The organism is Gluconacetobacter liquefaciens, from assembly GCF_003350405.1.
GTDB classification, from domain to species: Bacteria; Pseudomonadota; Alphaproteobacteria; order Acetobacterales; family Acetobacteraceae; genus Gluconacetobacter; species Gluconacetobacter liquefaciens.
On sequence record NZ_QQAW01000009.1, the window covers coordinates 32,393 to 57,606 of the forward strand.

The 25,214-nt window shown below is 66.0% G+C and carries 22 protein-coding genes and 2 tRNA genes; 17 read left to right on the forward strand and 7 right to left on the reverse strand.

Features of this window, described 5'->3' with window-relative positions:
* The first annotated feature begins 4 nt into the window (after positions 1-4).
* Both gyrB and C7453_RS14455 read left to right on the forward strand, forming a co-directional pair.
* Positions 5-2,476 (forward strand): DNA topoisomerase (ATP-hydrolyzing) subunit B, encoded by a 2,472-nt coding sequence (gene gyrB / locus C7453_RS14450; protein ID WP_371858478.1) that lies wholly within the window; start codon positions 5-7, stop codon positions 2,474-2,476.
* A 40-nt stretch (positions 2,477-2,516) separates the two neighbouring features.
* Positions 2,517-3,332 (forward strand): DUF3108 domain-containing protein, encoded by an 816-nt coding sequence (locus C7453_RS14455; RefSeq protein ID WP_245949059.1) that lies wholly within the window; start codon positions 2,517-2,519, stop codon positions 3,330-3,332.
* Positions 3,333-3,354: 22 nt separating this feature from the next.
* Here C7453_RS14455 and gph read toward each other — a convergent pair whose 3' ends face one another.
* Positions 3,355-4,035 carry a phosphoglycolate phosphatase gene (gph, locus tag C7453_RS14460; RefSeq protein WP_114728257.1) on the reverse strand — a complete coding sequence of 227 codons (681 nt, stop codon included), beginning with the start codon at positions 4,033-4,035 and terminating at the stop codon, positions 3,355-3,357.
* A 117-nt stretch (positions 4,036-4,152) separates the two neighbouring features.
* On the opposite strand from gph, the gene glmU reads away from it, so the two are divergent.
* From glmU to C7453_RS14505, 9 genes are all read left to right on the forward strand, one after another.
* Positions 4,153-5,529, forward strand: a complete 1,377-nt coding sequence (gene glmU, locus C7453_RS14465) for a bifunctional UDP-N-acetylglucosamine diphosphorylase/glucosamine-1-phosphate N-acetyltransferase GlmU (RefSeq protein ID WP_114728258.1) — start codon at positions 4,153-4,155, stop codon at positions 5,527-5,529.
* Positions 5,529-7,352, forward strand: coding sequence for a glutamine--fructose-6-phosphate transaminase (isomerizing) (gene glmS / locus C7453_RS14470; protein ID WP_114728259.1), 1,824 nt, complete (start codon positions 5,529-5,531; stop codon positions 7,350-7,352). The genes glmU and glmS overlap by 1 nt, the downstream gene beginning before the upstream one ends.
* Positions 7,353-7,476: 124 nt before the next feature.
* Positions 7,477-8,487: an FAD-dependent oxidoreductase gene (locus C7453_RS14475; protein WP_114728260.1), complete on the forward strand. Its 1,011-nt coding sequence runs from the start codon at positions 7,477-7,479 to the stop codon at positions 8,485-8,487.
* Positions 8,488-8,531: 44 nt separating this feature from the next.
* Entirely contained in the window at positions 8,532-8,729 is a 198-nt protein-coding gene (gene thiS, locus C7453_RS14480) for a sulfur carrier protein ThiS (protein ID WP_114728261.1), read from the forward strand.
* A 4-nt stretch (positions 8,730-8,733) separates the two neighbouring features.
* Complete coding sequence (locus C7453_RS14485; protein ID WP_114728262.1) at positions 8,734-9,504, forward strand: thiazole synthase; 771 nt, start codon at positions 8,734-8,736, stop codon at positions 9,502-9,504.
* Entirely contained in the window at positions 9,501-10,133 is a 633-nt protein-coding gene (locus tag C7453_RS14490) for a thiamine phosphate synthase (RefSeq protein ID WP_114728263.1), read from the forward strand. The genes C7453_RS14485 and C7453_RS14490 overlap by 4 nt, the downstream gene beginning before the upstream one ends.
* Positions 10,134-10,293: 160 nt before the next feature.
* Entirely contained in the window at positions 10,294-12,921 is a 2,628-nt protein-coding gene (locus tag C7453_RS14495) for a cation:proton antiporter (RefSeq protein ID WP_114728264.1), read from the forward strand.
* A gap of 111 nt (positions 12,922-13,032) precedes the next feature.
* A complete protein-coding gene (locus tag C7453_RS14500; RefSeq protein ID WP_114728265.1) occupies positions 13,033-13,488 on the forward strand; it encodes a (2Fe-2S)-binding protein in 456 nt (151 codons plus the stop codon).
* A 5-nt stretch (positions 13,489-13,493) separates the two neighbouring features.
* The gene (locus C7453_RS14505; RefSeq protein ID WP_114728425.1) at positions 13,494-15,647 is read left to right on the forward strand and encodes a xanthine dehydrogenase family protein molybdopterin-binding subunit; all 2,154 of its coding nucleotides are present in this window, start codon (positions 13,494-13,496) and stop codon (positions 15,645-15,647) included.
* Here C7453_RS14505 and C7453_RS19455 read toward each other — a convergent pair.
* The gene (locus tag C7453_RS19455; RefSeq protein WP_245949060.1) at positions 15,611-15,814 is read right to left on the reverse strand and encodes a hypothetical protein; all 204 of its coding nucleotides are present in this window, start codon (positions 15,812-15,814) and stop codon (positions 15,611-15,613) included. The two genes, C7453_RS14505 and C7453_RS19455, sit on opposite strands and share 37 nt — an antisense overlap.
* Here C7453_RS19455 and C7453_RS14510 point away from each other — a divergent pair.
* Complete coding sequence (locus C7453_RS14510; RefSeq protein WP_245949061.1) at positions 15,799-16,914, forward strand: cytochrome c; 1,116 nt, start codon at positions 15,799-15,801, stop codon at positions 16,912-16,914. The genes C7453_RS19455 and C7453_RS14510 overlap by 16 nt on opposite strands.
* Before the next feature lie 159 nt (positions 16,915-17,073).
* Here C7453_RS14510 and C7453_RS14515 read toward each other — a convergent pair.
* Positions 17,074-17,148, reverse strand: a tRNA-Met gene (locus tag C7453_RS14515).
* A gap of 174 nt (positions 17,149-17,322) precedes the next feature.
* Here C7453_RS14515 and C7453_RS14520 point away from each other — a divergent pair.
* Positions 17,323-18,495 (forward strand): mechanosensitive ion channel family protein, encoded by a 1,173-nt coding sequence (locus C7453_RS14520; protein ID WP_114728266.1) that lies wholly within the window; start codon positions 17,323-17,325, stop codon positions 18,493-18,495.
* Positions 18,496-18,516: 21 nt separating this feature from the next.
* Here C7453_RS14520 and cobT read toward each other — a convergent pair whose 3' ends face one another.
* The 3 genes from cobT to C7453_RS14535 form a co-directional block, all read right to left on the reverse strand.
* A complete protein-coding gene (cobT, locus tag C7453_RS14525; RefSeq protein ID WP_114728267.1) occupies positions 18,517-20,412 on the reverse strand; it encodes a cobaltochelatase subunit CobT in 1,896 nt (631 codons plus the stop codon).
* A 12-nt stretch (positions 20,413-20,424) separates the two neighbouring features.
* A complete protein-coding gene (gene cobS / locus C7453_RS14530) occupies positions 20,425-21,405 on the reverse strand; it encodes a cobaltochelatase subunit CobS (RefSeq protein WP_114728427.1) in 981 nt (326 codons plus the stop codon).
* A 115-nt stretch (positions 21,406-21,520) separates the two neighbouring features.
* Positions 21,521-22,123 carry a J domain-containing protein gene (locus C7453_RS14535; RefSeq protein ID WP_170143239.1) on the reverse strand — a complete coding sequence of 201 codons (603 nt, stop codon included), beginning with the start codon at positions 22,121-22,123 and terminating at the stop codon, positions 21,521-21,523.
* A 78-nt stretch (positions 22,124-22,201) separates the two neighbouring features.
* On the opposite strand from C7453_RS14535, the gene C7453_RS14540 reads away from it, so the two are divergent.
* Positions 22,202-22,537, forward strand: a complete 336-nt coding sequence (locus tag C7453_RS14540) for a BolA family protein (RefSeq protein ID WP_371858480.1) — start codon at positions 22,202-22,204, stop codon at positions 22,535-22,537.
* On the forward strand, positions 22,534-23,142 hold the full coding sequence (locus tag C7453_RS14545; protein WP_114728269.1) for a LolA family protein: 609 nt from the start codon (positions 22,534-22,536) through the stop codon (positions 23,140-23,142). The genes C7453_RS14540 and C7453_RS14545 overlap by 4 nt, the downstream gene beginning before the upstream one ends.
* 19 nt (positions 23,143-23,161) lie before the next feature.
* Here the strand turns inward: C7453_RS14545 and lipB are convergent, their stop codons facing one another.
* Entirely contained in the window at positions 23,162-23,860 is a 699-nt protein-coding gene (gene lipB, locus C7453_RS14550) for a lipoyl(octanoyl) transferase LipB (RefSeq protein ID WP_114728271.1), read from the reverse strand.
* Positions 23,861-23,917: 57 nt separating this feature from the next.
* Here lipB and C7453_RS14555 point away from each other — a divergent pair.
* Together C7453_RS14555 and galU are read left to right on the forward strand one after the other, a co-directional pair.
* Positions 23,918-24,003: transfer RNA gene (locus C7453_RS14555), tRNA-Leu, on the forward strand.
* Between the two features lie 337 nt (positions 24,004-24,340).
* A complete protein-coding gene (gene galU, locus C7453_RS14560) occupies positions 24,341-25,213 on the forward strand; it encodes a UTP--glucose-1-phosphate uridylyltransferase GalU (RefSeq protein ID WP_114728431.1) in 873 nt (290 codons plus the stop codon).
* The last annotated feature ends 1 nt before the right edge of the window (position 25,214 follow it).

Sequence of the window (25,214 nt, forward strand, 5' to 3'; positions counted from 1 at the left end):
CGGTATGTCCGATCAATCCAATCCTGTTCAGAAATCCGATGCGGACATGAGCGGGACCTTGCCCGAAGATTCGGACTATGATGCCGCTTCCATTTCCGTCCTGAAAGGACTGGACGCCGTTCGCAAGCGGCCTGGCATGTATATCGGCGATACCGATGACGGGTCGGGCCTGCACCATATGGCATTCGAGATCATCGATAACGCGGTCGATGAGGCCCAGGCCGGATTCGCCACGAGCTGCATCGTGACGCTGAATGGCGACGGCAGCGTGACGGTGCGCGACAACGGGCGCGGCATCCCGACCGACATGCATGTCGAGGAGGGGGTCAGCGCGGCCGAAGTGGTGCTGACCAAGCTGCATGCCGGCGGCAAGTTCAACCAGAATTCCTACAAGGTGTCGGGCGGCCTGCACGGCGTGGGCGCGGCTGTGGTCAATGCCCTGTCCGAGTGGATGGAAGTACGGATCTGGCGCAACGGGCAGGAGCATATGATCCGGTTCCAGCATGGCGAGCGCGATGCCCCGCTGGCGATCATCGGGCCGAGTGCCGAGCCGCGCGGCACGCAGGTCACGTTCAAGCCGAGTGTCGGGACCTTCAAGATCACCGAGTTCGATTTCGCCGTCCTGGAACGGCGGATGCGCGAACTCGCGTTTCTCAACTCCGGCCTGGAGATCATCCTGCGTGACGAGCGGCATACGCCGACGCGCGAGGAGAATTTTCACTATGAGGGCGGTCTGTCCGCCTTCGTGTCGTGGCTGGATCGGGGGAAGAGCTCGATCGTCGATCCGCCGATTACCGGCAGCCTGCAGAACGACGAAAACGGCATCAAGGTCGAGTTCGCGCTTTCGTGGAACGACAGTTTCCATGAGACGATGCTGTGCTTCACCAACAACATTCCGCAGCGCGATGGTGGCTCGCATCTTGCCGGGTTCCGGCAGGCGCTGACCCGTGTCGTCGGCAAATATGCCGAGAGCAATGCCAGCAAGAAGGACAACCAGTCGCTGGTGGGCGAGGACATGCGCGAGGGCATGACGGCCGTGCTGTCGGTGAAGGTGCCGGACCCGAAATTCTCGTCGCAGACCAAGGACAAACTGGTGTCCTCCGAAGTGCAGCCGGTGGTGCATGCCGCGGCGGCGGACATGATCGCCCACTGGTTCGAGACCCATCCGAAAGAGGCTCGGGGCATCGTCGCGAAGGTGATGGATGCGGCGGCGGCGCGCGAAGCGGCGCGACGGGCCCGCGAACTGACGCGGCGCAAGGGCGTGCTCGATGTTTCGTCGTTGCCGGGTAAGCTGGCGGACTGCCAGGAGCGCGATCCGGCGAAGTCGGAACTGTTCATCGTCGAGGGTGACTCGGCGGGTGGTACCGCCAAGCAGGGCCGCGATCGGCGTTTTCAGGCGATTTTGCCGCTGAAGGGCAAGATTCTGAACGTGGAGCGTGCGCGCTTCGACCGGATGCTGGGGTCGGCCGAAGTCGGCACGCTGATTACCGCGCTGGGGACCGGGATCGGCCGGGGTGAGGTGGATCAGGGCGGGTTTTCGATCAACAAGCTGCGTTATCACCGCGTCGTCATCATGACCGACGCGGACGTCGACGGGTCGCATATCCGGACGCTGCTGCTGACGTTCTTCTTCCGCCAGATGCCCGAACTGATCGAGCGCGGGCATCTGTATATCGCCCAGCCGCCGCTCTATCGCGCCAAGCGGGGCAATGACGAACGCTATCTGAAGGACGACGCGGCGCTGGAGCAGTATCTGCTGGACAAGGCGCTGGCCAATGCGTCGATGCGCTATGCCGACGGGCGCGTGCTCCAGGGAGCCGAACTGGCGACTGAAGTGCTCTTTATCCGCGACGTGACGCGCGCGATCCAGCGCCTGTCGGTGCGGGCGCCGATCTGGATTCTGGAACAGGCGGCGGTGACCGGCGCGCTGAGTGCCGACACACAGGTGGTGCAGGGGCGGGTGCCGACTTTGCAGGCGCGGCTTGACGAGGTCTCGCTACCCAACGAGCGGGGCTGGAAGGTGACCGCCACGGCGGAATCCGGGCTGGAAATGGCACGCAGCGTGCGCGGCGTGGGCGAGATCTATCGCCTGGACGCGGCGGCGCTGCGCAGTGCGGAGGTTCGCTGGCTGGCCGAGCGCGGGGAGCGGCTTGGGGCCGATTTCGCGGCGCCGGTCGAACTGACGCTGGATGGCACGGCACGGACTGCTGCCGGCCCGGCCTCGCTGTACGAGCGTATCCTGGCGCAGGGGCGGCGCGGGCTTTCGATCAACCGCTTCAAGGGGCTGGGTGAGATGAACGATGCCCAGCTCTGGGAAACGACGCTGGACCCGGCCATGCGCACGCTGTTGCAGGTGAAGGTTGGGGATGTGGAGAATGCCGAACAGGTGTTCTCGACCCTGATGGGCGATGTCGTGGAGCCTCGCCGTGATTTCATCGTCGGGAATGCGCTCAAGGTTGCCAATCTGGACGTCTGAGGCAGGCGATTTCCATTATGTTGTGTCGTGGAGAGCAGTGATGCGTCTGTCACGTAAGATCCCGGCGCGGGGACTTTCCGCACTGGCGCTGGCGGCCATGCTCGGTGCGTGGACGCCCGTTGCTCAGGCGGCGGAGGTGCCGGCGTCCGGGCAGATCGTTCATACCTATGGTGTGTTCAATCACGGCTTCCGGGCGCTGACGATTGCGGCGCGCTATGCCGTGACGCCGGATGGTTATGCCGTGCGGTCGACGATCCGCAGCGGAGGCCTGCTGGGGCTGCTGGTGCATATGAACGTCACCTCGCAGGCGACGGGGCGTTTCGTGCCCGATGGGGTGCAGCCGCTGACCTATGACAGCGCGGGCTATTCGCGCGGCGAGGATCGGCATGTCGTGCTGGATTATAGCGGGGGGCAGACGCATATCGCGCTCCAGACCCCGCCGGAGCCTAGCCGCGACCCGATTCCGGCCACCGATCTGGCACCGGCGATGGATTCGCTCAGTGCGCTGATGCGGCTGCAACAGACGGTGCGGGCGCACCATCAGTGTGACGGGTCGGCCACGGTGTTCGACGGGGCGCGGCTGCTGCGGATGGATGCCCATACGGTCGGCATGCAGGACATGGCGAGCGATTCCCATCAGCCTTATCAGGGGCCGGCGTTACGCTGTGATTTCAGCGACATGCAGATTGCCGGGTTCCGCAAGAGCGACGGGCCGGGTTCGGCGGCCCGCAAGCCCGTGAACGGCTCGGTCTGGTTTCAGGATGTGCCGGGTGACGGGCTGACGATCGTCCGTATCGCCTTCGACCATCCGAAGCTGGGACATTTGACGGTGATGCTGTTGCCGGATGCCGCTTAGGGCGTTTCCTGGCGCCCCTTGTTCAGGCTGGAATTAATTCGCCGGCGAGATGCGGGATTTCGGTCATGGAATCGCCGCCTGCCGTGGCGCCGGCTTCCATCTCCGGGCGGCCATAGCCCCAGCGGGCGAAGATGGCACGCACGCCGGCCCCTTCGGCGGCTGCGATGTCGTTGTGATGGTCGCCGACCATGACGGAACGCAGCGGCGTGCCGTGGGCCTGCTGAATGGTGCCGAGCAGATGGATGGGGTCGGGCTTGCGGGCGGGGAAACTGTCGCCGCCGCCGATCGCTTCGAACACGCCCGCCAGCCCCAGCGCGTCGATGATGCGTGTGGCGGCGGCGACCGGCTTGTTGGTGCAGACCGCCAGCCGCCAGCCCTTCTCCCGCAGGGTCTGCAGCGCATAGTCGGTGCCGGGGAAGAGACGGGACTGTTCGGTGGAGCGGGGCGTGTAGTCGGCCATGTAGCGTTGCACGGCTTCATTGGCATCGATCGGCGTTGCCGCCTCGCCGGCATGGGCCAGCAGGCGGCGCACCAGCGCGGCCACGCCGTCACCGACCATGGCGCGCACCAGGTCGGGTGCGATGCCGGGCAGGCCGTAGCTTCGCAGCATGCGGTCGGCGCTGGCGGCGAGGTCAGGCAGGCTATCCAGAAGCGTGCCGTCCATGTCGAAAACGGCGAGGCGGGGTTGGGTCTGTGATGGCATGGGCTTCTCCTGACACCGGGCCTTTCGGGCGGAATGCAGTAATTGGTAAACCTAAGTGATGGCCTTGGATCACCCCTTTATTTGACAGGGCCGATCCTCGCCCGCTACCCGCATGACATGAATGCCCCGCCTCTGTCCGCGACGCCCGCGGACCTGTCCGCCCGACGCCCCGCCACCGCCGTCATCCTGGCGGCGGGAATGGGAACGCGCATGAAATCCGCCCAGCCGAAGGTGGTGCATCCGCTCGCCGGTCGGCCGATGCTGCGCTACCTGCTGGACCATGCGGCCACGGTGTTCGGCCGCATCGTGGTCGTCGTCGGGCCGGGGATGGAGCAGGTGGCGGCGCTGGCCGGGCCGCATCAGGCCGTCGTGCAGGCGGATCGGCTGGGCACCGCCCATGCCGCCGCCCAGGCGGCGGATCTGTTCGGTGACGGCGATGTGGCCGTCCTGTATGGCGACAATCCGCTGATCACGCCGGAAAGCATGCGCAACCTGCTGGCCTGCCGGGCAACGCCCGGTGTCGGGCTGGCGCTGATGGCGATGCGGCCGCGCGATCCGGGTCGCTATGGCCGGATTGTCAGCGAAGACGGGCTGGTCAAGCGGATCGTGGAATGGGCGGATGCGAGCGCGCAGGAGCGGGCGATCGGCCTGTGCAATGCCGGCGTGTTGTGCGCCGAGGCCGCGACCTTCCGGCGCTGGCTGTCGATGGTGCGCAACGACAACGCGCAGGGCGAATATTATCTGGGCGACGTGGTGGCTCTGGCTGTTGCCGAAGGGGAGCAGGTCCGCGCGGTGGAAGCGCCTGAGGACGAACTGCGCGGCATCAATTCCCGCGCCGAACTGGCCGAGGCCGAAGCCTGCGTCCAGAAGCGGCTGCGCGCGGCGGCGATGGATGCGGGCGTGACGCTGGTGGCGCCGGAGACGGTCTTTCTGTCGGCCGATACGGTGTTCGAGCAGGATGTTGTGGTGCAGCCCCATGTGGTGTTCGGGCCGGGGGTGCGCGTACATCGCGGGGCGGAGATCCGGGCGTTCAGCCATCTGGAAGGCTGTGTGGTGGGGCCGGAGGCGTTGATCGGGCCTTATGCGCGGCTGCGGCCGGGCAGTGATGTGGGGGCGGCGGCGCATGTCGGCAATTTCGTCGAATTGAAGGCCACGACGCTTGGCGCCGGGGCGAAGGCCAACCATCTGACCTATCTGGGAGATGCGGCGATCGGGGCCGGGACCAATGTCGGGGCCGGGACGATTACCTGCAATTATGACGGCGTATTCAAGCATCGTACCGAGATTGGTACGGATTGCTTCATCGGGTCGGATGCGATCCTGGTGGCGCCGGTGTCGATCGGAGACGGTGCGCTGGTCGCGGCGGGAAGTGTCGTGACCGAAGACGTGCCCGCCGGTGCGCTGGCCTTCGGCCGCGCCCGGCAGGAGAACAAGGACGGTCGGGGGGCGGCGTTGCGCGATGCCCTGCGCCGCAAGAAGAAGGAGCAGGGGTGATGTGCGGCATAGTCGGCGTCGTCGGCGGCAGGGACGCCACACCGATCATCTTCGACGCCCTGCGGCGGTTGGAATATCGCGGCTATGATTCCGCCGGCATCGCGACGCTGGTGGACGGGCGGATCGAGCGGCGCCGTGCGGCGGGCAAGCTGGATAATCTGGCGACGCTGCTGGCGCGGGAGCCGCTGGCGGGCGTGACGGGCATCGGCCATACGCGCTGGGCCACCCATGGCGCGCCGACCGAGAACAATGCCCACCCCCATTCCACTGCCCGCGTGTCGATCGTGCATAACGGCATCATCGAGAATTTCGAGGAACTGCGCCGCGAACTGGAGCAGGCCGGTCATGTCTTCGTGACCGAGACCGACAGCGAGACCGTGGCGCATCTGGTCGATTTCCATATGGCGCGGGGCCTGTCGCCGCGTGAGGCGGCGTTTGCCACGCTGCGCCGGCTGGAAGGGGCCTATGCGCTGGCGATGATCTTTGCCGGGCACGACAACCTGATGATCGGTGCGCGGCATGGGGCGCCGCTGGTGGTGGGCTATGGCGAGAACGAGATGTTTCTCGGTTCCGACAGTCTGGCCCTTGCGCCGCTGACGCGCCGCATCGCCTATCTGGACGATGGCGACTGGGTGGTGGTGACGCCGGAGGGCGCGGAATTCTTCGACGCATCGGGCGAGCGGGTGGAGCGCGCGGTACGCGTGACCGCGCTGATCGCCGGTTCGGTCGGCAAGGACGGTTATCGCCATTATATGGAAAAGGAACTGCACGAGCACCCGGTGGTGATCGGGCAGACCCTTCAGCGGCTGATCGACCCTGCGACGCGGCGGGTGATGATGCCGGATCTGCCGTTCGACCTTGCGTCGCTGCCGCGTGCGGTGGTGACGGCCTGTGGCTCGGCCTTTTATGCCGGGCTGGTTGGCCGTTACTGGCTGGAAGCGGTGGCAGGGCTGCCGGTCGATATCGATGTGGCGAGCGAACTGCGCTATCGCGATCCGCCGCTGACGGCGGGGGGGCTGGGCCTGCTGATTTCGCAGTCTGGCGAGACGGCGGATACCCTGGCCGCGCTGCGCGGCATGCGGGCACGCGGGCAGCATATCCTCTCGGTGTTGAATGTGGAGCAGAGCACGATGGCGCGCGAGAGCGACGTCGTGCTGGGTACCGTCGCCGGACCCGAAATCTCGGTGGCAAGCACCAAGGCGTTTACCGCCCAGCTTTCGGTGCTGGCATGCCTGACCATCGCGATCGGGCGGGCACGGGGTACGCTGTCGGAGGCGCGGGAGCAGGAACTGGTGACGGAACTGCTGGACCTGCCCAGCCGTGCGAACGAGGTGTTCGACCAGGGGCAGGCGATCCGCGAGATGGCGGCGGTCGTGGCTCAGGCGCGCGACGTGCTGTATCTGGGGCGCGGATCGTCCTTTCCGGTAGCCATGGAAGGGGCACTGAAGCTGAAGGAGGTCTCGTATATCCATGCCGAGGCCTATGCGGCGGGCGAGATGAAGCATGGGCCGATCTCGTTGATCGACAATACCGTGCCGATCGTGGCCACGCTGCCTTCGGGCCGGCTGTTCGAGAAGACGCTTTCCAACCTTCAGGAAGCCCGTGCCCGGGGGGGGCGGCTGCTGGTCTTTACCGACACGAAGGGCGCGCCGCGCCTGCGCGATCTGGCGGAAATCGTGGTTGCGCTGCCGACGGTGAGTGAATTTACCGCTCCGGTGCTTCAGACGATTCCGGTGCAGATGCTGGCTTATGAAGTCGCCCTGCTGAAGGGGACGGATGTGGACCAGCCGCGGAATCTCGCGAAGTCGGTGACCGTCGAATAGCCGGACGGTCCTGGGGCGGTCGGTGCAGGTCGTACGCTGAGGGGTGTTGTCTTCGGCCGGCGGAGGCAACATCCTCTCGCCCCGAACCGCCGGCTGGCCCGGTGGGGAGAAGGGAGCGATATCCATGACGAAAATGGAATCCGGTGGACGGCCGCGGGTACTGGTGCGCGGGGCTGGCGTGGCGGGCCTGACCAGCGCGGTGACGTTGGCGGAGCGCGGTGCCGACGTGGTGCTGCTGGAGATCGGTGGCCGCGAGGGCTCCGGGGCGTCATGGATGGCGGGGGGGATGCTGGCGCCGTGGTGCGAGGCCGAATCCGCGCCGCCCGAGGTGACGCACGATTCGCTCGAATCGGTCGAATGGTGGGCTGCCCATGTGCCGGACGTGGCGCGGAATGGCACGCTGGTGCTGGCCCCGCCGCGCGATGTAGGCGATATCGCGCGTTTCGCACGGCGAACCAGCCATTTCCAGACCGTGGATGGTGCCCGCATCGCTGAACTGGAACCCGATCTGGAGGGGCGGTTCGACAAGGGACTGTTCTTTCCCGAGGAGGGGCATCTGGACCCGCGCGAGGCGCTGGGGGCGTTACGTGCGCGACTGGTCGCGCTGGGCGGCACGATCGTTGTCAATGCGCCGGCCGACCGCATGGCTGAGGACTCATGGCATGGCGCGCGGCCCGACTGGGTGGTGGATTGCACCGGGATTGCCGCTGAAAACCAATTGACCGGACTGCGTGGCGTGCGCGGCGAGATGGTGCTGCTGCGTTGCCGTGAGGTGACGCTGAGCCGGCCCGTCCGCATGCTGCATCCGCGGATACCGGTTTACATCGTGCCCCGGGCGGACCATCTGTTCATGGTGGGGGCGACGATGGTGGAGAGCGAGAGCCTGGCCAGCATGACCCTGCGCTCGATGGTGGAATTGCTGACCGCCGCCTATGTGCTGCATCCGGCTTTTGGTGAGGCTGAAATCGTCGAAACGGGCGTTGGCGTGCGGCCCGCCTATCCGGACAATGTGCCGGCCGTGACCGTGCATGGGCGCACTGTTCATGTGAACGGGATGTATCGCCATGGCTTTCTGCTGTCGCCTTCGCGGGCCCGGCAGGTGGGCGACATCGTGTTCGGCGGCCCGGCCGCCTGACGGCTTTGACGGGGCGGCGGGCGAACGGGGCAGGGAGGAATGACGTGAGAATACTGGTGAACGAGGAGCCGCGCGAGATCACGACGGCGACCCTGGCCGGCCTGCTGGATGAACTGGGCTATGGCGACGCCAGGGTGGCGACGGCGGTGGATGGCGCGTTCGTCCCGGCGTCGCGCCGGGCGTCATGGACGATTGATGAGGGCGCGCGGATCGAGATCCTGGCGCCGATGCAGGGGGGATAGACCCATGCTGTTCTATGGTACCGAACTGTCGTCCCGCCTGATGCTGGGGACGGCGCAATATCCGTCGCCCGGCATTCTGGCCGATGCCGTGCGGGCTGCCCAGGCAGGGGTGGTGACGGTGTCGCTGCGGCGCGAATCGGTCGGCAGCCGCGCGGGGCAGGCATTCTGGTCGCTGATCCGCGATCTGGGTGTGCCCGTTCTGCCCAATACCGCTGGTTGCCATACGGTGAAGGAGGCGGTGACGACCGCCCACATGGCGCGCGAGGTGTTCGAGACCGACTGGATCAAGCTGGAAGTCATCGGGGAATCGGACACGCTGCAACCCGATATGTTCGCGCTGGTCGAGGCGGCGCGAATCCTGAGCGAGGATGGGTTCAAGGTCTTTCCGTACATGACGGAAGATCTGGTCGGGGCCGAGCGCCTGTTGCGGGCGGGCTGCCGGGTGCTGATGCCCTGGGGGGCGCCGATCGGCTCCGGCAAGGGGTTGAACAATGTGTTCGGCCTGCGGGCATTGCGGGCGCATTTTCCGGATGTGCCGCTGGTGGTGGATGCGGGGATCGGCCTGCCGTCTCACGCCGCCCAGGCGATGGAGCTGGGCTATGACGCCGTGCTGATCAATACCGCTGTTGCGCAGGCGGGTGATCCGGCGCAGATGGCGGCGGCGTTTCGCCTTGCTGTCGAGGCCGGGCTGATTGCGCGGGCCGCCGACCCGATGGAGCAGCGCGACATGGCGGCGCCTTCGACCCCTGTTCTGGGCCGGGCGGTGCTGGCATGAGCCTGCCGTCACGAATTTATCCGGTCGTCGATCGGGCGGTGTGGGTCGACCGTCTGGGCGGGGCCGGGGCGCGGCTGATCCAGTTGCGCGTCAAGGATCTGGAAGGCGCCGCGTTGCTGGAGGAAATCCGCGCCGCGCGTGCCCATGCCGCGCGTCATGGCGTGTGCCTGGTGCTGAATGATTACTGGCGCCTCGCTCTGGATGAAGGGATCGACTTCATTCACCTGGGCCAGGAGGACCTGGACGATGCCGATCTGGAGGCGATTCGGGCCGGAGGGATTCGTCTCGGCGTGAGTACCCATTCCACCGGCGAACTCGATCGCGCCCTGTCGGTGCGGCCCGATTACGTCGCGCTCGGCCCGGTCTGGCCGACCCGGCTGAAGAAGATGCCCTGGGGGCCGCAGGGCGTGGAGCGGCTGGGGGAGTGGAAGCGGCTGGTCGGGTCGGTGCCGCTGGTCGCCATTGGTGGCATTACGCTGGCGCGGGCGGCATCCTGCATCGCCGCGGGGGCTGATTGTGTTTCCGCCGTCTCCGACTTCATTGCCCAGCCGGACCCCGAGGCACAGGTCCGGGCATGGCTGGCGGCCACGGCGGAGGGCGCCGTGTTTCAGGACGGCAGCATAACGTGACCGGCTGGTGCCGTTGCCGGTAACCAGCCGGTATGCTTTTTCGGGGCATGAGCACGGGCGAGGGGACCGGCGTCGCATCGCGGAGCCGGAAGGCCATCGGAATGTCATACTCTCGAGCCATGATGAATCGGCCGGGCGTAAGACGACAGGGAGTTAACGGATGGCGGTGACAGGTCTGGCTGCGGTTCTTCTGGCGATCGCCGCGCTTCTGGTGGTCGTCAGCGCGGTTCAGCCGGTCGCGAGACGCCTGGAAATCTCCGAAACGGTGTTGCTGGCGCTGGCGGGCATCGTGCTGGGTGGCAGCGCCGACCTGGTGCTGCGGTCGTCCTATACCGAACTGTTCAACGGCGCGGCTGAGACCCTGCTGGATTTTCCGCTGAACAGCGAAGCCTTTCTGCTGATCTTTCTACCCGCGCTGGTGTTCCAGGGGGCACTGGCCATTGATGTGCGCCGTCTGGCGCATGAGACGGCCACCGTGCTGCTGCTGGCGGTGGTGGCGGTGGTGGTCTCGACCGCGACTATCGGGCTCGCGCTGTTTCCGTTTGCCGGGCTGCCGCTTTCGGTCTGTCTGCTGCTGGGGGCGATCGTGGCGACCACCGACCCTTCGGCGGTGGCGGGAATCTTTCGCGATATCGGGGCCAGCAGCCGGCTGACCCGTCTGGTCGAGGGGGAGGCGCTGCTGAACGACGCGGCGGCGATTTCGATCTTCTCGCTGCTGCTGGCGGCCGTGACGTCGCATCACAGCATCGCGCCGGGCAGCGCCCTGCTGGAATTCCTGGTCTCGTTCATCGGCGCCATCGTCATGGGCGTGCTGTTCGGGCGGCTGACGCTGCTGATGATCACCACCATCGGCGCGGCGCCGGCGGCGGAGATTACGCTGACCGTGGCGCTGCCCTATATCGTCTATATTCTCTGCGACGAGTTTCTGGGGTTCTCCGGCGTGGTGGCTGCCGCATCGGCGGGGCTGACCATGTCGGTCTACGGGCCTTCGACGTTTCGGCCGCAGACATGGCGCTTTCTTAACGAACTCTGGCAGCAGCTTGTGTTCTGGGCCGGGTCGCTCGTGTTCGTGCTGGCGTCGATGCTGGTGCCTCGCTTGCTGGTAGGCATGACGCGCTGGGATTGCGTGCTGATCCTGCTGGCGACGGGGGCCGGGCTGCTGGCGCGCGGCGCGGTGGTGTTCGGCCTGCTGCCGTTGCTGGCGGCGACGCGCCTGTCGCCGCCGGTGCCCACGCCCTTCAAGATCACCATGGTCTGGGGCGGGCTGCGTGGAGCGATCACGCTGGCACTGGCGCTGGCGGTGACCGAGAACCAGCACGTCTCGACCCCGGTTGCGCATTTCATCGGGATCATCGCGACCGGGTTCGTGCTGATTACGCTGTTCGTTAACGGCACCACGCTGCGTTATCTGGTGTTGTTCCTGAAGCTCGACCAGCTTTCGCCGATCGACCAGGCGTTGCGGCATCAGGTGCTGGGCATCGGGCTGGGCGAGGTGCGCGACCGCACCAGCGAGGTCGCCGAGGAATTGGGCTTCTCCCGCGCGGTGTCGGACACCGTCATCAGCCAGCTTGGCCGGCAGGTGGAGGAAGAGGAGCAGGCCAATACGTTCGACACCGCGCTGGGCGACCGGCAGAGGGTGACTCTGGCGCTGATCGTGATCGCGAACCGCGAACGCTCGATCCTGCTGGACCTGTTCCGCATCCAGGGCCTGTCGCGCCCGGTGATGGAGACGCTGCTGCGCTCGGCCGAGGCGATGGTCGATGGTGCCCGGCTGGAAGGGCGTTTCGGTTATGTGCGCGCCATGCGCCGACGCCTGCGGCCGTCGCTGCGGTTCCGGCTGGCGCAGGCGATCCATCATCGCTTCCATTTCGACCAGCCGTTGATGTCATGCATGACCGAGCGGTTCGAGATGCTGATGATCAGCTATTTCGTCTCGCTGTCGCTGATTCGCTTCATGCGTACGCGCATGGAGCCGACGCTGGGCAGCCGTATTGGCGAGATCGTCGGTGAGGTGCTGGAGCGGCAGCGCAAGCTGCTGAACGAGGCGTTACAGACGCTGCGGCTGCATTATCAGGGCTATTCGGAGGCGCTGGAAATGCGCCTGTTGCAACAGGTCTCGTTGCGGCTGGAAGGAGAGGAATATGATTCCCTTCTGTCGGAGTCTCTGATCAGCGACGAATTGCACCGCGAACTTCATCGCGATGTCGAGCGGCGGCGCGGACATCTGGGTGCGCCGCTGGTCTTCAACATCAAGGCCGGGATCGAGGCACGGATGCGCGCGCTGCCGGTTTTCCAAGGCCTGTCGGATGAAGCGTTGCATGCGATCGCGCCGCAATTTTCCATCCATTTTACCTCGCCGGGCGAGCGGCTGTATCGGCGCGGGCGGCGGGTGCGAACCGTCTATTTCATCAGTGCCGGGCTGGCGGAAACCCATTTTCCCGAACATGACGTCCGGTTCGGAGCCGGCGATGTGATCGGGGCGGAGGAAGCCCTGTCGCGCATGCCGGCTCGGGCGGTGACGCGGTCGTTGCAGTTCGGCCAGTTCCTGACCATCAGCACGCGCCGTTTCCGCCGTCTGGTGGCCGAGTATCCCGATATCCTCGCCAATCTTGATGAACTGACGCGGGCGCGGCATACGACCGAACGCTCTGGCGTCGCGTTGCTGCCGGGCGACAGCGCCGTTGTGAGAGCATCTGACGATGCGATCGCGCTGGCGACGGCCGACCTGGCGGACGCGCTGCCCGAATCGGCCGACAGGCCGGACGATCAGCAGGGGCCGTCTCCCTGATTTCAAGGGATGCGGGGGCATGGTCGATTCGATACTGTTCTGATAGCGGTGCGGCGGACTGGCGGGTAACCGCCAGTCCGTGACCCGGTTTGTCTGGTCCGGAGGATTTGTATGCTGACATTGCAGGTAAACGGTACGGCGCATCAGGTGGATGTTCCCGATGACATGCCGCTGCTGTGGGTCCTGCGGGATGTGCTGGGGCTGCCGGGCACGAAGTTCGGTTGCGGGATCGGCCAGTGCGGGGCCTGCACCGTGCATGTCGACGGCAAGGCGGTCCGGGCGTGTTCGCTGCCGGTCTCGCTGGTGGGCCGGCGGCCGGTCACGACGATCGAGGGGCTGGCTGAGGACGAGGTGGCGGCGGAGGTGACGAAAGCCTGGCTGGAGATTGATGTCGTCCAGTGCGGTTATTGCCAGCCCGGCCAGATCATGGCGGCCATCGCGTTGCTGAAAGGCAATCTGCACCCCTCCGACGACGAGATCGATCAGGCGATGTCGGGCAATATCTGTCGCTGCGGTACCTATCGGCGGATCAGGGCGGCCATTCGTAACGTGGCCGGAGCGGTTTGATGGCGATGACGACGATTGCGGTTTCGCGCCGCCAGGCCCTGGCCGGGGCAGGCGGGTTGCTGATGGCGGTGGTGCTGCCGCGCGCGCGGTCACGCGCGGCGACGGTGACGCGGATCGTGGAGGACCAGACCGGCCCGTTTGCGCCCAATGCCTTCGTGCGGATTGCGCCGGATGGCAGCATTACCCTGATCCTGCCGAATGTGGAGATGGGGCAGGGGATCTATACCGGCGAGGCGATGCTGATCGCCGAGGAACTGGATGTGGGGCTGGACCAGATCCAGATCGAGGCCGCGCCGGCGGATGAGGCGTATGTCACCAAGGCGTTGGGGACGGAGGCCACCGGCGGCTCGACTTCGACGATCGCGACCTGGAAGAGCCTGCGCGAGGCCGGCGCGGTGGCGCGGACGCTCTTGATCCGGGCGGCCGCCGATCGATGGGTGGTTGATCCGGCGTCGTGCCAGAGCGAGGCTGGCGTGGTGCGGCATGTGCCCACCGGGCGAACCCTGACTTATGGTGAACTGGCGGTGGAGGCGGCGGCGCTGCCGGTTCCCTCCGGCCCGGTTGCGTTGCGCGACCCCTCGACCTTTCGCCTGATCGGCCATGCCCAGCATCGGCTCGACGGGCCGGCGAAGGTGAACGGCACGGCGACTTTCGGCATCGACATCCAGCAGCCGGACATGAAGATCGGCACCGTCGCGGCCTGCCCGGTGATGGGGGGTGTGCTGCTGCATGTCGATGACCGCGCGGCGCGGCAGGTGCCGGGTGTGCGGGACGTGCTGACGATCGGCAATGCGGTCTGTGTGGTCGGCGACCATTACTGGGCGGCGCGCAAGGGGCTGGAGGCCCTGGCGATCACCTGGGATGAAGGCGTCAATGCCACCGTGTCCACCGAGACGGTCTATCGGCAGTTGCATGAGGCGCTGCAGGGGCCGGCCATCGTCGCCAACACCAAGGGCGATGCCAAGACGGCCATCAAGGGGGCCGCGGCGCGGGTCGAGGCCGTGTATCAGCAGCCGCTGCTGGCGCATGCGCCGATGGAGCCGATCAACTGCACGGTGCATGTGACACCCGAGCGATGCGATGTCTGGGTGGGGACCCAGGTGCCGATGCGGGCCCGCGATGCGGCGGCCGAGGTAACGGGCCTGCCGAAGGAAAAGGTCTTTCTGCACAACCAGTATATCGGCGGTGGTTTCGGGCGGCGGCTTGAGCATGAATATGTCACGCAGGCGGTGCAGTTTGCCCGCCAGGTGCCTTATCCGCTCAAGGTGATCTGGAGTCGCGAGGAGGATCTGACGATGGACCGGTACCGCCCGGCCTATGTCGATCATCTGGTCGGCGGGCTGGACGCCCACGGGAAACTGGTCGGGCTGTCGCACCGCATCGTGGGGCCGGCGGTCGTTGCCCGCTGGGCGCCCGAGGCATTGCTGCCGAATGGCGTGGATGACGATCTGCTGGTCGCCACGGTCGAGACGCCCTACGCCATCCCTGCCATGTTCCTGGATTATGCGCGGCGCGAGACGCCGGGCGTGGTGACGGCGTGGTGGCGTGGGGTAGGCGGCACGCGCGGGGTCTTCGTCATCGAGAGCTTCATTGACGAACTGGCGGCCAGCGCGAAGGTCGATCCGGTAGCGTTCCGCCGCCGCATGACGGAGGACCGCCCCCGTGCGCGCGCGGTTCTGGACCTCGCGGCCGAGAAGGCGGAATGGGGGACGACCCTGCCGGAGGGCGTCGGGCGCGGCGTGGCGCTGCAATATGTCTTCGGTTCGTACCTCGCCACGGTCATGGAAGTCGAAATGTCGACGATGGGTACCGTGCGGGTACGCCGTGCCGTGGTCGCCGTCGATTGCGGCCGGGTGGTCAATCCCGATCAGGTGGTGTCGCAGATCGAAGGGGGGCTGATCTTCGGCTTGAGTGCCGCCCTGTTCAACGAGGTGACACTGAAAAACGGGCGGGTGCAGGAAAAGAACTTCAACACATACAGGGTCCTGCGGATGAACGAATCCCCCGCCATCGAGGTGCATCTGATCGACAGCACCGAGGACCCCGGCGGCATTGGCGAGACCGGAACCGCCGCGGCCGCGGCGGCTCTGGCCAATGCGATGGCTGCCGCCACCGGCCGCCGCTATCGCCGGTTGCCGCTGACGGGGCCGCAGGCATGAGCCGCCCGGTCGTGACGCGCTTCGGGCGCCGGGTGGCCGGCATGGCTGTACTGGTCGGGATTGTGCTGGCCAAAATGATGCCGGTGGGGGCCGCGCAGGCGCAGGATGCCGATCTGGTACGGCGTGGAGCTTATCTGGAACAGGCGGCGGATTGCGAGGTCTGCCACACGAAGCAGGGGGGCGTGCCCTTCGCCGGGGGCGCGCGTTCGACCTGCCGGGGATCGGCACCATCTATGCGCCGAACATCACCCCCGATTCGGAGACCGGAATCGGGCGCTACACCGACGCGCAGTTCGATTCGGCCGTGCGGCGCGGCGTGGGGCCGGGATGGCGGCATCTTTATCCCGTCATGCCCTATGCGTCCTACGTGAAGATGACGGAGGAGGATGTCCGTGCCATTCGCGCCTATCTGATGAGCCTGCGCCCGGTCCATGCGCCGGCGCCGGCCAATCAGGTGCGGTTTCCCTATAATATCCGCGTTGCGATGATCGGGTGGAACCTGCTCTATCGCCCGTCCGGCCCGCTGCCGGACGATCCGGGACGGACCGCGGCCTGGAACCGGGGGCGCTATCTGGTCGAGGCGGCCGGTCATTGCGGCGAATGCCATACGCCCCGGACCATGCTCCAGGCGCTATCGATGACGAAATCCTATGCCGGGGCCATGATCGATGGGTGGCTGGCCTATAATATCTCGTCGGATGTCGATAGCGGCATTGGGGCGTGGAGCGATACGCAACTGGCGGCGTATCTCTCCACGGGCCATGCCGACGGGCGGGGGACGGCCGTCGGGCCGATGGCGGATGTGGTCAGTCACAGCCTGCGGTTTCTGACGCCCGAGGATGTCGCGGCGATGGTGACCTATCTGCGCAGCCTGCCGGCGCGGCGGTCGGACGAGACCATCGGGGTCGTTTCGCCCGAGACGCTGGCGCAACTGGCGCCGATCCACAGCAATGGCGAGCGGCTGTTTGCAGGGGCCTGCACCGGGTGCCATCTGACGGACGGGCATGGACGGCAGGTCGATTTCGCCGCCCTGTGGGGCGCGCGCAGCCTGGGCGAGACCGACGGGCGGAATCTGGTCCGGACCATGGTCGAGGGAGGGACGCTGCAAACCGCGCATGGCGCGATGGTCATGCCGGCGTTCGGGCCAGAATATCGGAACCAGGATCTGGCCGACATCGCGAATTATGCCATCAGCCATTTCGGGAATCGGGAGGGCCATGTGACGGCCCGGGATGTTGCGGCTGCTCGGGGGGGCGTTTCGCCCTGAGTGGGGGCGGCCACGACATTGTCTGCCGGCCCGACATATTTGTCGGGTGCCGGTCAATGCGATACTGCAAACCACGGACGGCCGCGAAGCTGATGCTGCGCGGCAATTCGTTATTGGCGCCTTGATGAAAGCACCGCATGAAAGGGGAAGACCGACCGATGGTAGCGGCGGACGGATTTGAACCGCCGACCAAGGGATTATGATTCCCCTGCTCTACCGCTGAGCTACGCCGCCATCGCGTCGGTGACGTGGGAAATATCGCCCCGCCCGGGCAAAGTCAACCCACGGATGACGTTTGAAGTGAGGCTTCCCATCGTGGTTAAAGAAGCACCTCGTCCCCATTGATATGGCGCCATTCAGGCCATCGGCAGCCCGCGTCGTCCCCATGGAAAGAGTGAACCCGGATTCGTGAAAAACGCCTTTATCGACCTTCTGACCCAGATTCGTATCTCCTTTGACTGGCTGCCCGGCACCATGGCCTCGGTTGTGGTGCTGTGCGCGGCCGTGCTGATGGCCGAGATCTGCAGCCGGATCATGACCAAGCTGGTCTTGCGCATTCCCGGACAGAAGAAGGGCGCGTTCATCCGGTTGTTCACGATGGCGATGCAGCGCCCGGCGCGGGTGATGCTGGCGATTGTCTTCGTTGCGACGGCGCTGCCGGCCTCGGGCTTTTCGTACCGGACGATGCAGTGGGGCGGCCATGCGCTGCTGGTGCTGTTCGTGCTGATGGTGGGGTATGCCGCGATCGTGGCGATGCGGATTCTCTCCGATGCCTATCTGGCGCGGATTACCGGCACGGACGACCGTGACGATATCCTGCTGCGTACCCACATGACGCAGGTGCGCGTGCTGCGGCGCATGGCGGATATCCTAGTGGGACTGCTGACGGTCGGTTCGGCGCTGATGACGTTCGAATCGGTGCGGGAATATGGGCTGAGCCTGTTTGCGTCGGCGGGCGCGGCCTCGGTGGTCGTGGGCCTCGCCGCCCGGCCGCTGCTGACGAACCTGATCGCGGGCATGCAGATCGCCATGACGCAGCCGATCCGCATGGAAGACCTGATCATCATCAATGGCGACTGGGCGTGGGTGGAGGAAATTACCGCGACCTATGTCGTGCTGCGGGTGTGGGACTGGCGGCGGCATATTGTGCCGATTTCATGGTTCCTGGAAAATCCGTTCCAGAACTGGACCCATAACTCGGCGGCGCTGATCGGGGTGGTGTTTCTGTATGTCGATTTCCACGCGCCCATGGACCGTATCCGCGCGCGCCTGCATGAGATCGTGCATGGCAGCGCGTTGTGGGACGGCAAGGTGTTCGACGTTCAGGTGGCCGATTGCAGCGCCCATGTCATGACCATCCGGGTCATCGCCAGCGCGCGGTCGGCCATGCGGAGTTGGGACCTGCGGTGCGAGATCCGCGAGAAGATCATCGTCTTCATGCGTGACGAATGTCCGGAGGCGCTGCCGCGTGAACGGCTGGCCCATGTCTCGTCCTTGGCGGGCCATGAGGCGCTGATGGTGGCGCCGCCGATCGACCGGCCGCCGCCGGGTGCCTATACCGGCCCGGCAGGATCGGTATAGGGCTTTCCACCGGCCGCGCCGTCAGGCGCGGCGGCGGGTGGGGGCGTGTTCGTCGAACAGGTCGGAGAGTTCCTGCATCATCGTGCCGCCGAGTTCCTCGGCATCCGAGATCGTGACCGCGCGCCGGTAATAGCGCGTGACGTCATGGCCGATGCCGATGGCCACCAGTTCGACGCCGCTGCGGTTTTCGATCTGGGCGATGACCTGGCGCAGATGTGTCTCCAGATACGAGCCCGGATTGACCGAGAGCGTGCTGTCATCGACCGGGGCGCCATCGGAGATCACCATCAGGATCTTCCGGCTTTCCGGCCGGCTCTGAAGGCGCTTCCATGCCCAGAGCAGGGCTTCGCCGTCGATGTTTTCCTTCAGCAGGCCCTCGCGCAGCATCAGGCCCAGATTCTTGCGCGACCGGCGCCACGGCATGTCGGCCGATTTGTAGATGATGTGCCGCAGGTCGTTCAGCCGGCCGGGATTGGGGGGCTTGCCCTGCGCCACCCAGCGCTCGCGGCTCTGGCCGCCTTTCCAGGCGCGGGTGGTGAAGCCGAGGACTTCGACCTTCACCGCGCAGCGCTCCAGCGTGCGGGCCAGAATGTCGCCGCACATGGCGGCCACCGAGATGGGGCGGCCGCGCATCGAGCCCGAATTGTCGATCAGCAGCGTGACGACCGTATCGCGGAAATCGGTGTCGCGTTCGTGCTTGTAGGACAGGGACAGGGTGGGATTGACCACGATCCGCGACAGGCGGCCGGCATCGAGGATGCCTTCCTCCAGGTCGAACTCCCACGCGCGGGTCTGCTGGGCCAGCAGGCGACGCTGCATGCGGTTGGCCAGGCGCGACACCACGCCCTGGAGGCTCAGCAATTGCTGGTCGAGCTGCTGGCGCAGGCGCGTCAGTTCCTCGGGGTCGCACAGATCCTCGGCCGGGATCTCTTCGTCGAACTGCGTGGTGAAGGCGTGGTAGGCGGTCGTGGCGTCTCCGGCCGTGTGGTCTTCGGCGCTACGCGGACCACCGGGTTCCTCCGATCCGGCCGCCTCGCCGGGTTCGGCGTCGTCGGCGTCTTCGTCGCCCATGCCTGTTCCCTGGGCCAACTGGGGTTGCAGGCCGGATTCGTCCTCTTCCAGTCCGGACGTATCCTCCTTGTTCTGCGGCGACTGGTCCTCGGGCGAATCGGATGGTTTGTCGTCGGTTTCGTCGGACGATGCGTTGTCGCTGCCGTCCGGGTCTTCCTCGATCTCGGCTTCGCCTTCGATCAGATCGCAGGCTACCAGCAGCCGGCGGGCGGCCTTGGAAAAGGCACGCTGGTCGTCCTGCGCGGCCGCCATGTCCGTCAGGGCGTGCTGGGCGGAGGGGCCGAGATGCGTGCGCCATTGATCGGCGATCGCACGCATGGAATCCGGCACCGGTTCGCCCGTCAGCGTCTCGCGCGCCAGCAGCGATAGCGCGACGGGGAGAGGGATCTGCTCGCGCCGGTCGGCGCGGTCGTAGCCGCTATCGCGATAGTCGCGTTCGGCCTTATGCCGCAGATTGGCCGCGACGCCGGCCATGTAGCGCGCACCGACGCTTTCCACGCGGGCCTGTTCCAGCGCCTCGTAGGCCGCCCGTGCATCGGCCGGTTCGGGCCGGGTGACGGCATGGAGGGCTGCATCGTGATGCCGCAGCCGGAGGGCGGCGGCGTCAGCGGCGCCCCGGACGCGGTCGATATCCGCTTCCTGTAGGTTCGAACCGGGCTGGGGCAGGCGAACATGCTCGCCGCTGACGGCGGCGGCAGCCGGGATCGGGCCGCTCTGGAAGATCACGTCGGCATCCGCGCGGCCGCCGAGCGCACGCAGCACGCCGACGGTCGCGCGCTTGAACGCATCCGTCCGTTCTGCGGCGGCCTGACGGGCGGACAGGGCGTCGTTTTTGCGGTCGCGCATGGCGCTGGCCGATCAGCGCGCGCGCGGCGCGGTGCCGGAGGGGTCGACGTTGAAGCAGCGCTGGTAATATTCCGCCACCGTCTGCCGCTCCGCCTCGTCGCACTTGTTGAGGAAGGTGACCCGGAACGCGAATTCCAGGTTCTGGAAGATCCGGTAATTCTCCGCCCAGCTGATGACGGTGCGTGGTGACATGACGGTGGAGATATCGCCTGCGATGAAGCCCGAACGCGTGAGGTCGGCCAGCGCCACCATGCTCTCGACCCGCTTGCGGGCCGGTGCATCGTTGGGGTCGATCCCCATCTTGGCCAGTACGATCGCCGTTTCCTGGGCGTGGGGCAGGTAGTTGAGCGTGGTGACGATGTTCCAGCGATCCATCTGACCCTGATTGATCTGCTGGGTGCCGTGATACAGGCCCGTCGTATCGCCCAGGCCGACCGTGTTGGCGGTGGCGAACAGGCGGAAATACGGATGCGGGCGGATGACGCGGTTCTGGTCCAGCAGCGTCAGGTGGCCTTCGATTTCCAGCACGCGCTGGATCACGAACATCACGTCGGGGCGGCCGGCATCATATTCGTCGAACACCAGGGCGCAGGGACGTTGCAGGGCCCAGGGTAGCAGGCCCTCGCGGAATTCCGTTACCTGCTTGCCGTCGCGCAGTACGATCGCATCCTTGCCGATCAGGTCGATGCGCGAGATGTGGCTGTCGAGATTGATGCGGATGCACGGCCAGTTGAGGCGCGAGGCCACCTGCTCGATATGCGAAGACTTGCCGGTGCCGTGGTAGCCCTGGATCATGACGCGGCGGTTGAACGCGAAGCCGGCCAGGATCGCCAGCGTGGTGTCATGGTCGAAACGGTAGGTGGGATCGGCGTCCGGCACATGGTCGGTGCGGACCGAGAAGGCAGGAACTTGCAGGTCGCTGTCGATGCCGAAGAGTTCGCGGGCCGAAACCATCAGGTCGGGCGCGCCGGACAGGGCCGAGATCGGCGGCAGGGCCTCTCCGTTCTGGTCTCTGGCTTCCTGTCTTCGACGCCCGGTTTCTGGCGCCAGAGGCGTTCTTTCGACGTTTCCGGTGCCACTATAGACGCTATCGTCGGCAAGGCCATGCCTACGCGGTACGTTCCAGATCGGCTTCGCGCGCCGAGGCCAGATGGGCGCGCAGCGTGGTGTAGGCGACATTGATGCTTTTCAGCAGTTCTTCCGACTGGCGGTCGCCGCCATTGGCGTCCGGGTGATGCCGCCGCGCCAGGTCCTTGTAGCGCATTTTCAGTTCGTCCATCGATAGCGGCCAGTCCAGACCCATCATGTCCAGCGGCTGGCGCAGGGCCTCGGGCATGTCGGGGCGGGCAGGGGCACCGGTCCGTGGGCCTGGACGGCGCGCGCCGTCCATCAGATCCATCGGGTCGATGAAATCGTCCGGGCCCAGGCGGCCGGCGCGCTGGCCCAGCCGCCAGGAAGGACGGTTCCAGGAGACGTCATCGCGGATGTGCGCCTCGATCTGGCCGGGCGACATGCCTTTGTAAAAATCCCACCGCGCGTTGTACTCGCGTACATGGGGCAGACAGAACCAGAAATATTCGTTCAGCGCGTCGCGTGATTTCGGCGCACGGTAGCCGGCGCTCTCGTCACAGCCGGCCATGTCGCAGCACCGGGCCGGCGCATCCGGATCGGGGTCGAAAGCCCGGTGACGTGTGTTCTTTCGGGTCATCATCTGGCGTTATGTGCGTTCGAACCGTATTCGTGCAAGAGCCAAGCGAGTCAGCAGAAAGAGGGGACGGGAACAGTGAGCATCACAGACCATGCAGAGGTGGCACCTTCTCTGGCCGATGAGAGACGGGTGGACCGGATCGCCCGCGCGATCCGCACGCATCTGGCCCCCAGCCTGATCGAAATCGAGGACGATAGCGGCCGGCATGCCGGCCATTCCGGGATGCGCGGTGCCGCTGCCGGGGGCGAGACGCATTTCAATGTGCTGGTGGTGAGCGCGGCGTTCGACGGGCAGGCGCGGGTACAGCGCTCTCGCCTGGTGCATGACCTGCTGGCGCCGGAATTCGCCTCGGGCCTGCATGCGCTGTCGCTGACATTGCGCACCCCCGCCGAGCAGGCCCGGATCGCCGGCGCATGAGCGGTGGCGGCACGCTTTCGCGCCGGCTGTTCCTGGCCGCACCGCTGGCCGTCGCGGCTTGCCAGGCATCGCCGGGAGCGGTGGACGGGCATGACGTGGCGCGGGTCGAACGGTATCTGAACACCACGCGCGGCCTGACCGCCCGCGTCGTCCAGACCTGGCCGGATGGTGGAATCGGGGAGGGCACGCTCTCCTACGATCCGGGCAATCTGCGCCTGGATTACCGGACGCCGCACCCCATGCGGCTGGTCGCGGCGGGCGGGCACCTGGTGTTTCGCGACGCGCAGCGCCAGTCGGTGACGCGCATGAACCTCTCGCACCAGCCGCTGGGGCTGCTGCTGGCCACGCCGGTGCATCTGGGGGGGGCCGTGGAGGTCACTGCGGTTCGGCATGGTGCCAATGTGTTGCAGATTTCGATGGCCCGCAGTGACAACCCGTCGCAGGGCCTGCTGACGCTGGGATTTGCCGATTTCGCCGGGCAGTTGTCTCTGGTGGCGATCGACCTGCTGGACGCGCGCCACAACAGCACGCGCCTGCATCTGACCGACGTCCGGACCGGCACGGACTTTCCGTCCGGTTTCTTCTCGCTGGACGCGCCGCTGTAGGTAGCGCGTCCGGTCGAGGTCAGAGTGCGCTGATCGGGGTTGGGATGCTGCCGAAGAGACCCTGCCATTCGGCGCGCAGGGCTTCATCCACCGTTGCCATGTCTACGTTGCGGCCCTGGGCGTGCAGGCTGGTTACGCCGTGCTCGCGGATGCCGCAGGGCACGATGCCCTCGAAATGGCTCAGGTCGGGCGCCACGTTCAGGGCCACGCCATGCCAGCACGTCCAGCGCGTGACGCGCACCCCCAGGGCTGCGATCTTGCTTTCGGACCCGGTGAGGGGATCGACCACCCAGACGCCGATTCTGTCCGCGCGCCGTTCGCCCGTGATATCGAAATGGCGCAATGTCCGGATCAGCCATTCCTCCAGCGCGTGGACATAGGCCCGCAGGTCGCGCGGGGGGACCGTGCCCTGCTGCCGGGTGAGGTCCAGCATCACATAGGCGACCCGTTGGCTCGGCCCGTGATAGGTCCACTGCCCGCCCCGGCCGGCGGCGTGGGTGGGGAAGCCGGAAGGATTGAACAGGTCCGCGTCCCTGGCCGATGTGCCGGCCGTGTAGGTGGGGGGGTGTTCCAGCAACCAGACCCGCTCGGGCAGGCTGCCGTCGCGGATTCCCGCCACCTGTCGCTCCATCCCGGCGATCGCGTCGGGGTAGGGAACCGGCACCCGGCTCGAATTCCACAGAATTGTCTTTTCGGTCATTGCCCCTCGAACCTGCATCGTTTATACGGCCTTCCGTCAACACGGTATCGCTCAGGCGGTAACCGATGTCACGGTGCGGTCGTGGCGGAATGGTAGACGCGCAAGCTTGAGGTGCTTGTGGGGGCAACCCCGTGGAAGTTCGAGTCTTCTCGACCGCACCAATCGACAGGCCGGCCAGCCCGGCACGATTGGCTTTATGATGAAAATCAGAATGGAAAGCAGGGCGGACGAAACGCTGGCTCCATTTGCCGGGGCCGGGTGCTCGCGCTGATTTTATGCCTGCACAGGTGATGCAATGGCTGCCCGCATGGGTTTTCCGCACGCATCATCATAGGCATCCTTTTGACCCATCATGTTATTTTGCCTCACTTAAGTCATTTTTTTTTCCCGTTTATCGGTTAGAACGAATTGCGAGCGCGGTCGTTGTTTCATGCGCCGCGTACAGTCGTGACGTGTTCGAATGTTCTGATTTTCAACGATGGATCGAAGGTGACGCTTGTGATCAAACCCTTGCGAAAAGCCGTACTCCCGGTCGCCGGTCTCGGCACCCGTTTCCTCCCGGCGACCAAGGCCATGCCAAAGGAAATGCTGACGGTCGTCGACAAGCCGCTGATCCAATACGCCATCGACGAGGCCCGTGCCGCCGGAATCGAGGAGTTCTGCCTGATTACCGGACGGGGCAAGGACTCGCTGATCGATTATTTCGACGTCGCCTTCGAACTGGAGACGACGCTGCGCGAGCGCAACAAGCAGGATGCGCTGGACGCCCTCGCACCCAGCACCATCGAGGCCGGGGCGCTGATTGCCGTCCGCCAGCAGGAGCCGCTGGGCCTGGGCCATGCGATCTGGTGTGCCCGCAGCTTTATCGGCGACGACCCGTTTGCGATCCTGCTGCCCGACGATCTGGTGAAGAGCGATGTGGGGTGTCTGAAGCAACTCGTGGAGGCCTATAACCAGACCGGGGGGAATGTCGTCGCCGTCACCGAGGTGCCGCGCGAGCACACCAGCCGCTACGGTATCCTGAAGACCGGCAAGGACGATGGTCGTGTGGTCGAGGTGACGGGCCTGGTCGAGAAGCCCAAGCCCGAAGAAGCGCCGTCCAACCTTTCCATCATCGGGCGCTATGTCCTGACGGCCGACGTCATGCCGCATCTGTCCAAGCTGGAGCGTGGTGCGGGCGGTGAAGTGCAGTTGACCGACGCGATGGCCAAGATGATCGGGCATGTTCCGTTCCACGGGCTGCGCTATGAGGGGCAGCGTTTCGATTGCGGCAACAAGCTGGGCTATCTGGAAGCCCAGATCGCAATGTCGATCGATCGGCCGGATCTTGGGGATTCCGTGCGGGCGTTCCTGAAGAACTATACTGGCTGAT

Coding starts and splice junctions, on each gene's coding strand:
- gyrB (WP_371858478.1), top strand. CDS start 5: ATGTCCGATCAATCCAATCCTGTTCAGAAATCCGATGCGGACATGAGC.
- C7453_RS14455 (WP_245949059.1), top strand. CDS start 2,517: ATGCGTCTGTCACGTAAGATCCCGGCGCGGGGACTTTCCGCACTGGCG.
- gph (WP_114728257.1), bottom strand. CDS start 4,035: ATGCCATCACAGACCCAACCCCGCCTCGCCGTTTTCGACATGGACGGC.
- glmU (WP_114728258.1), top strand. CDS start 4,153: ATGAATGCCCCGCCTCTGTCCGCGACGCCCGCGGACCTGTCCGCCCGA.
- glmS (WP_114728259.1), top strand. CDS start 5,529: ATGTGCGGCATAGTCGGCGTCGTCGGCGGCAGGGACGCCACACCGATC.
- C7453_RS14475 (WP_114728260.1), top strand. CDS start 7,477: ATGACGAAAATGGAATCCGGTGGACGGCCGCGGGTACTGGTGCGCGGG.
- C7453_RS14485 (WP_114728262.1), top strand. CDS start 8,734: ATGCTGTTCTATGGTACCGAACTGTCGTCCCGCCTGATGCTGGGGACG.
- C7453_RS14490 (WP_114728263.1), top strand. CDS start 9,501: ATGAGCCTGCCGTCACGAATTTATCCGGTCGTCGATCGGGCGGTGTGG.
- C7453_RS14495 (WP_114728264.1), top strand. CDS start 10,294: ATGGCGGTGACAGGTCTGGCTGCGGTTCTTCTGGCGATCGCCGCGCTT.
- C7453_RS14500 (WP_114728265.1), top strand. CDS start 13,033: ATGCTGACATTGCAGGTAAACGGTACGGCGCATCAGGTGGATGTTCCC.
- C7453_RS14505 (WP_114728425.1), top strand. CDS start 13,494: ATGACGACGATTGCGGTTTCGCGCCGCCAGGCCCTGGCCGGGGCAGGC.
- cobT (WP_114728267.1), bottom strand. CDS start 20,412: ATGCGCGACCGCAAAAACGACGCCCTGTCCGCCCGTCAGGCCGCCGCA.
- C7453_RS14535 (WP_170143239.1), bottom strand. CDS start 22,123: ATGATGACCCGAAAGAACACACGTCACCGGGCTTTCGACCCCGATCCG.
- C7453_RS14545 (WP_114728269.1), top strand. CDS start 22,534: ATGAGCGGTGGCGGCACGCTTTCGCGCCGGCTGTTCCTGGCCGCACCG.
- lipB (WP_114728271.1), bottom strand. CDS start 23,860: ATGCAGGTTCGAGGGGCAATGACCGAAAAGACAATTCTGTGGAATTCG.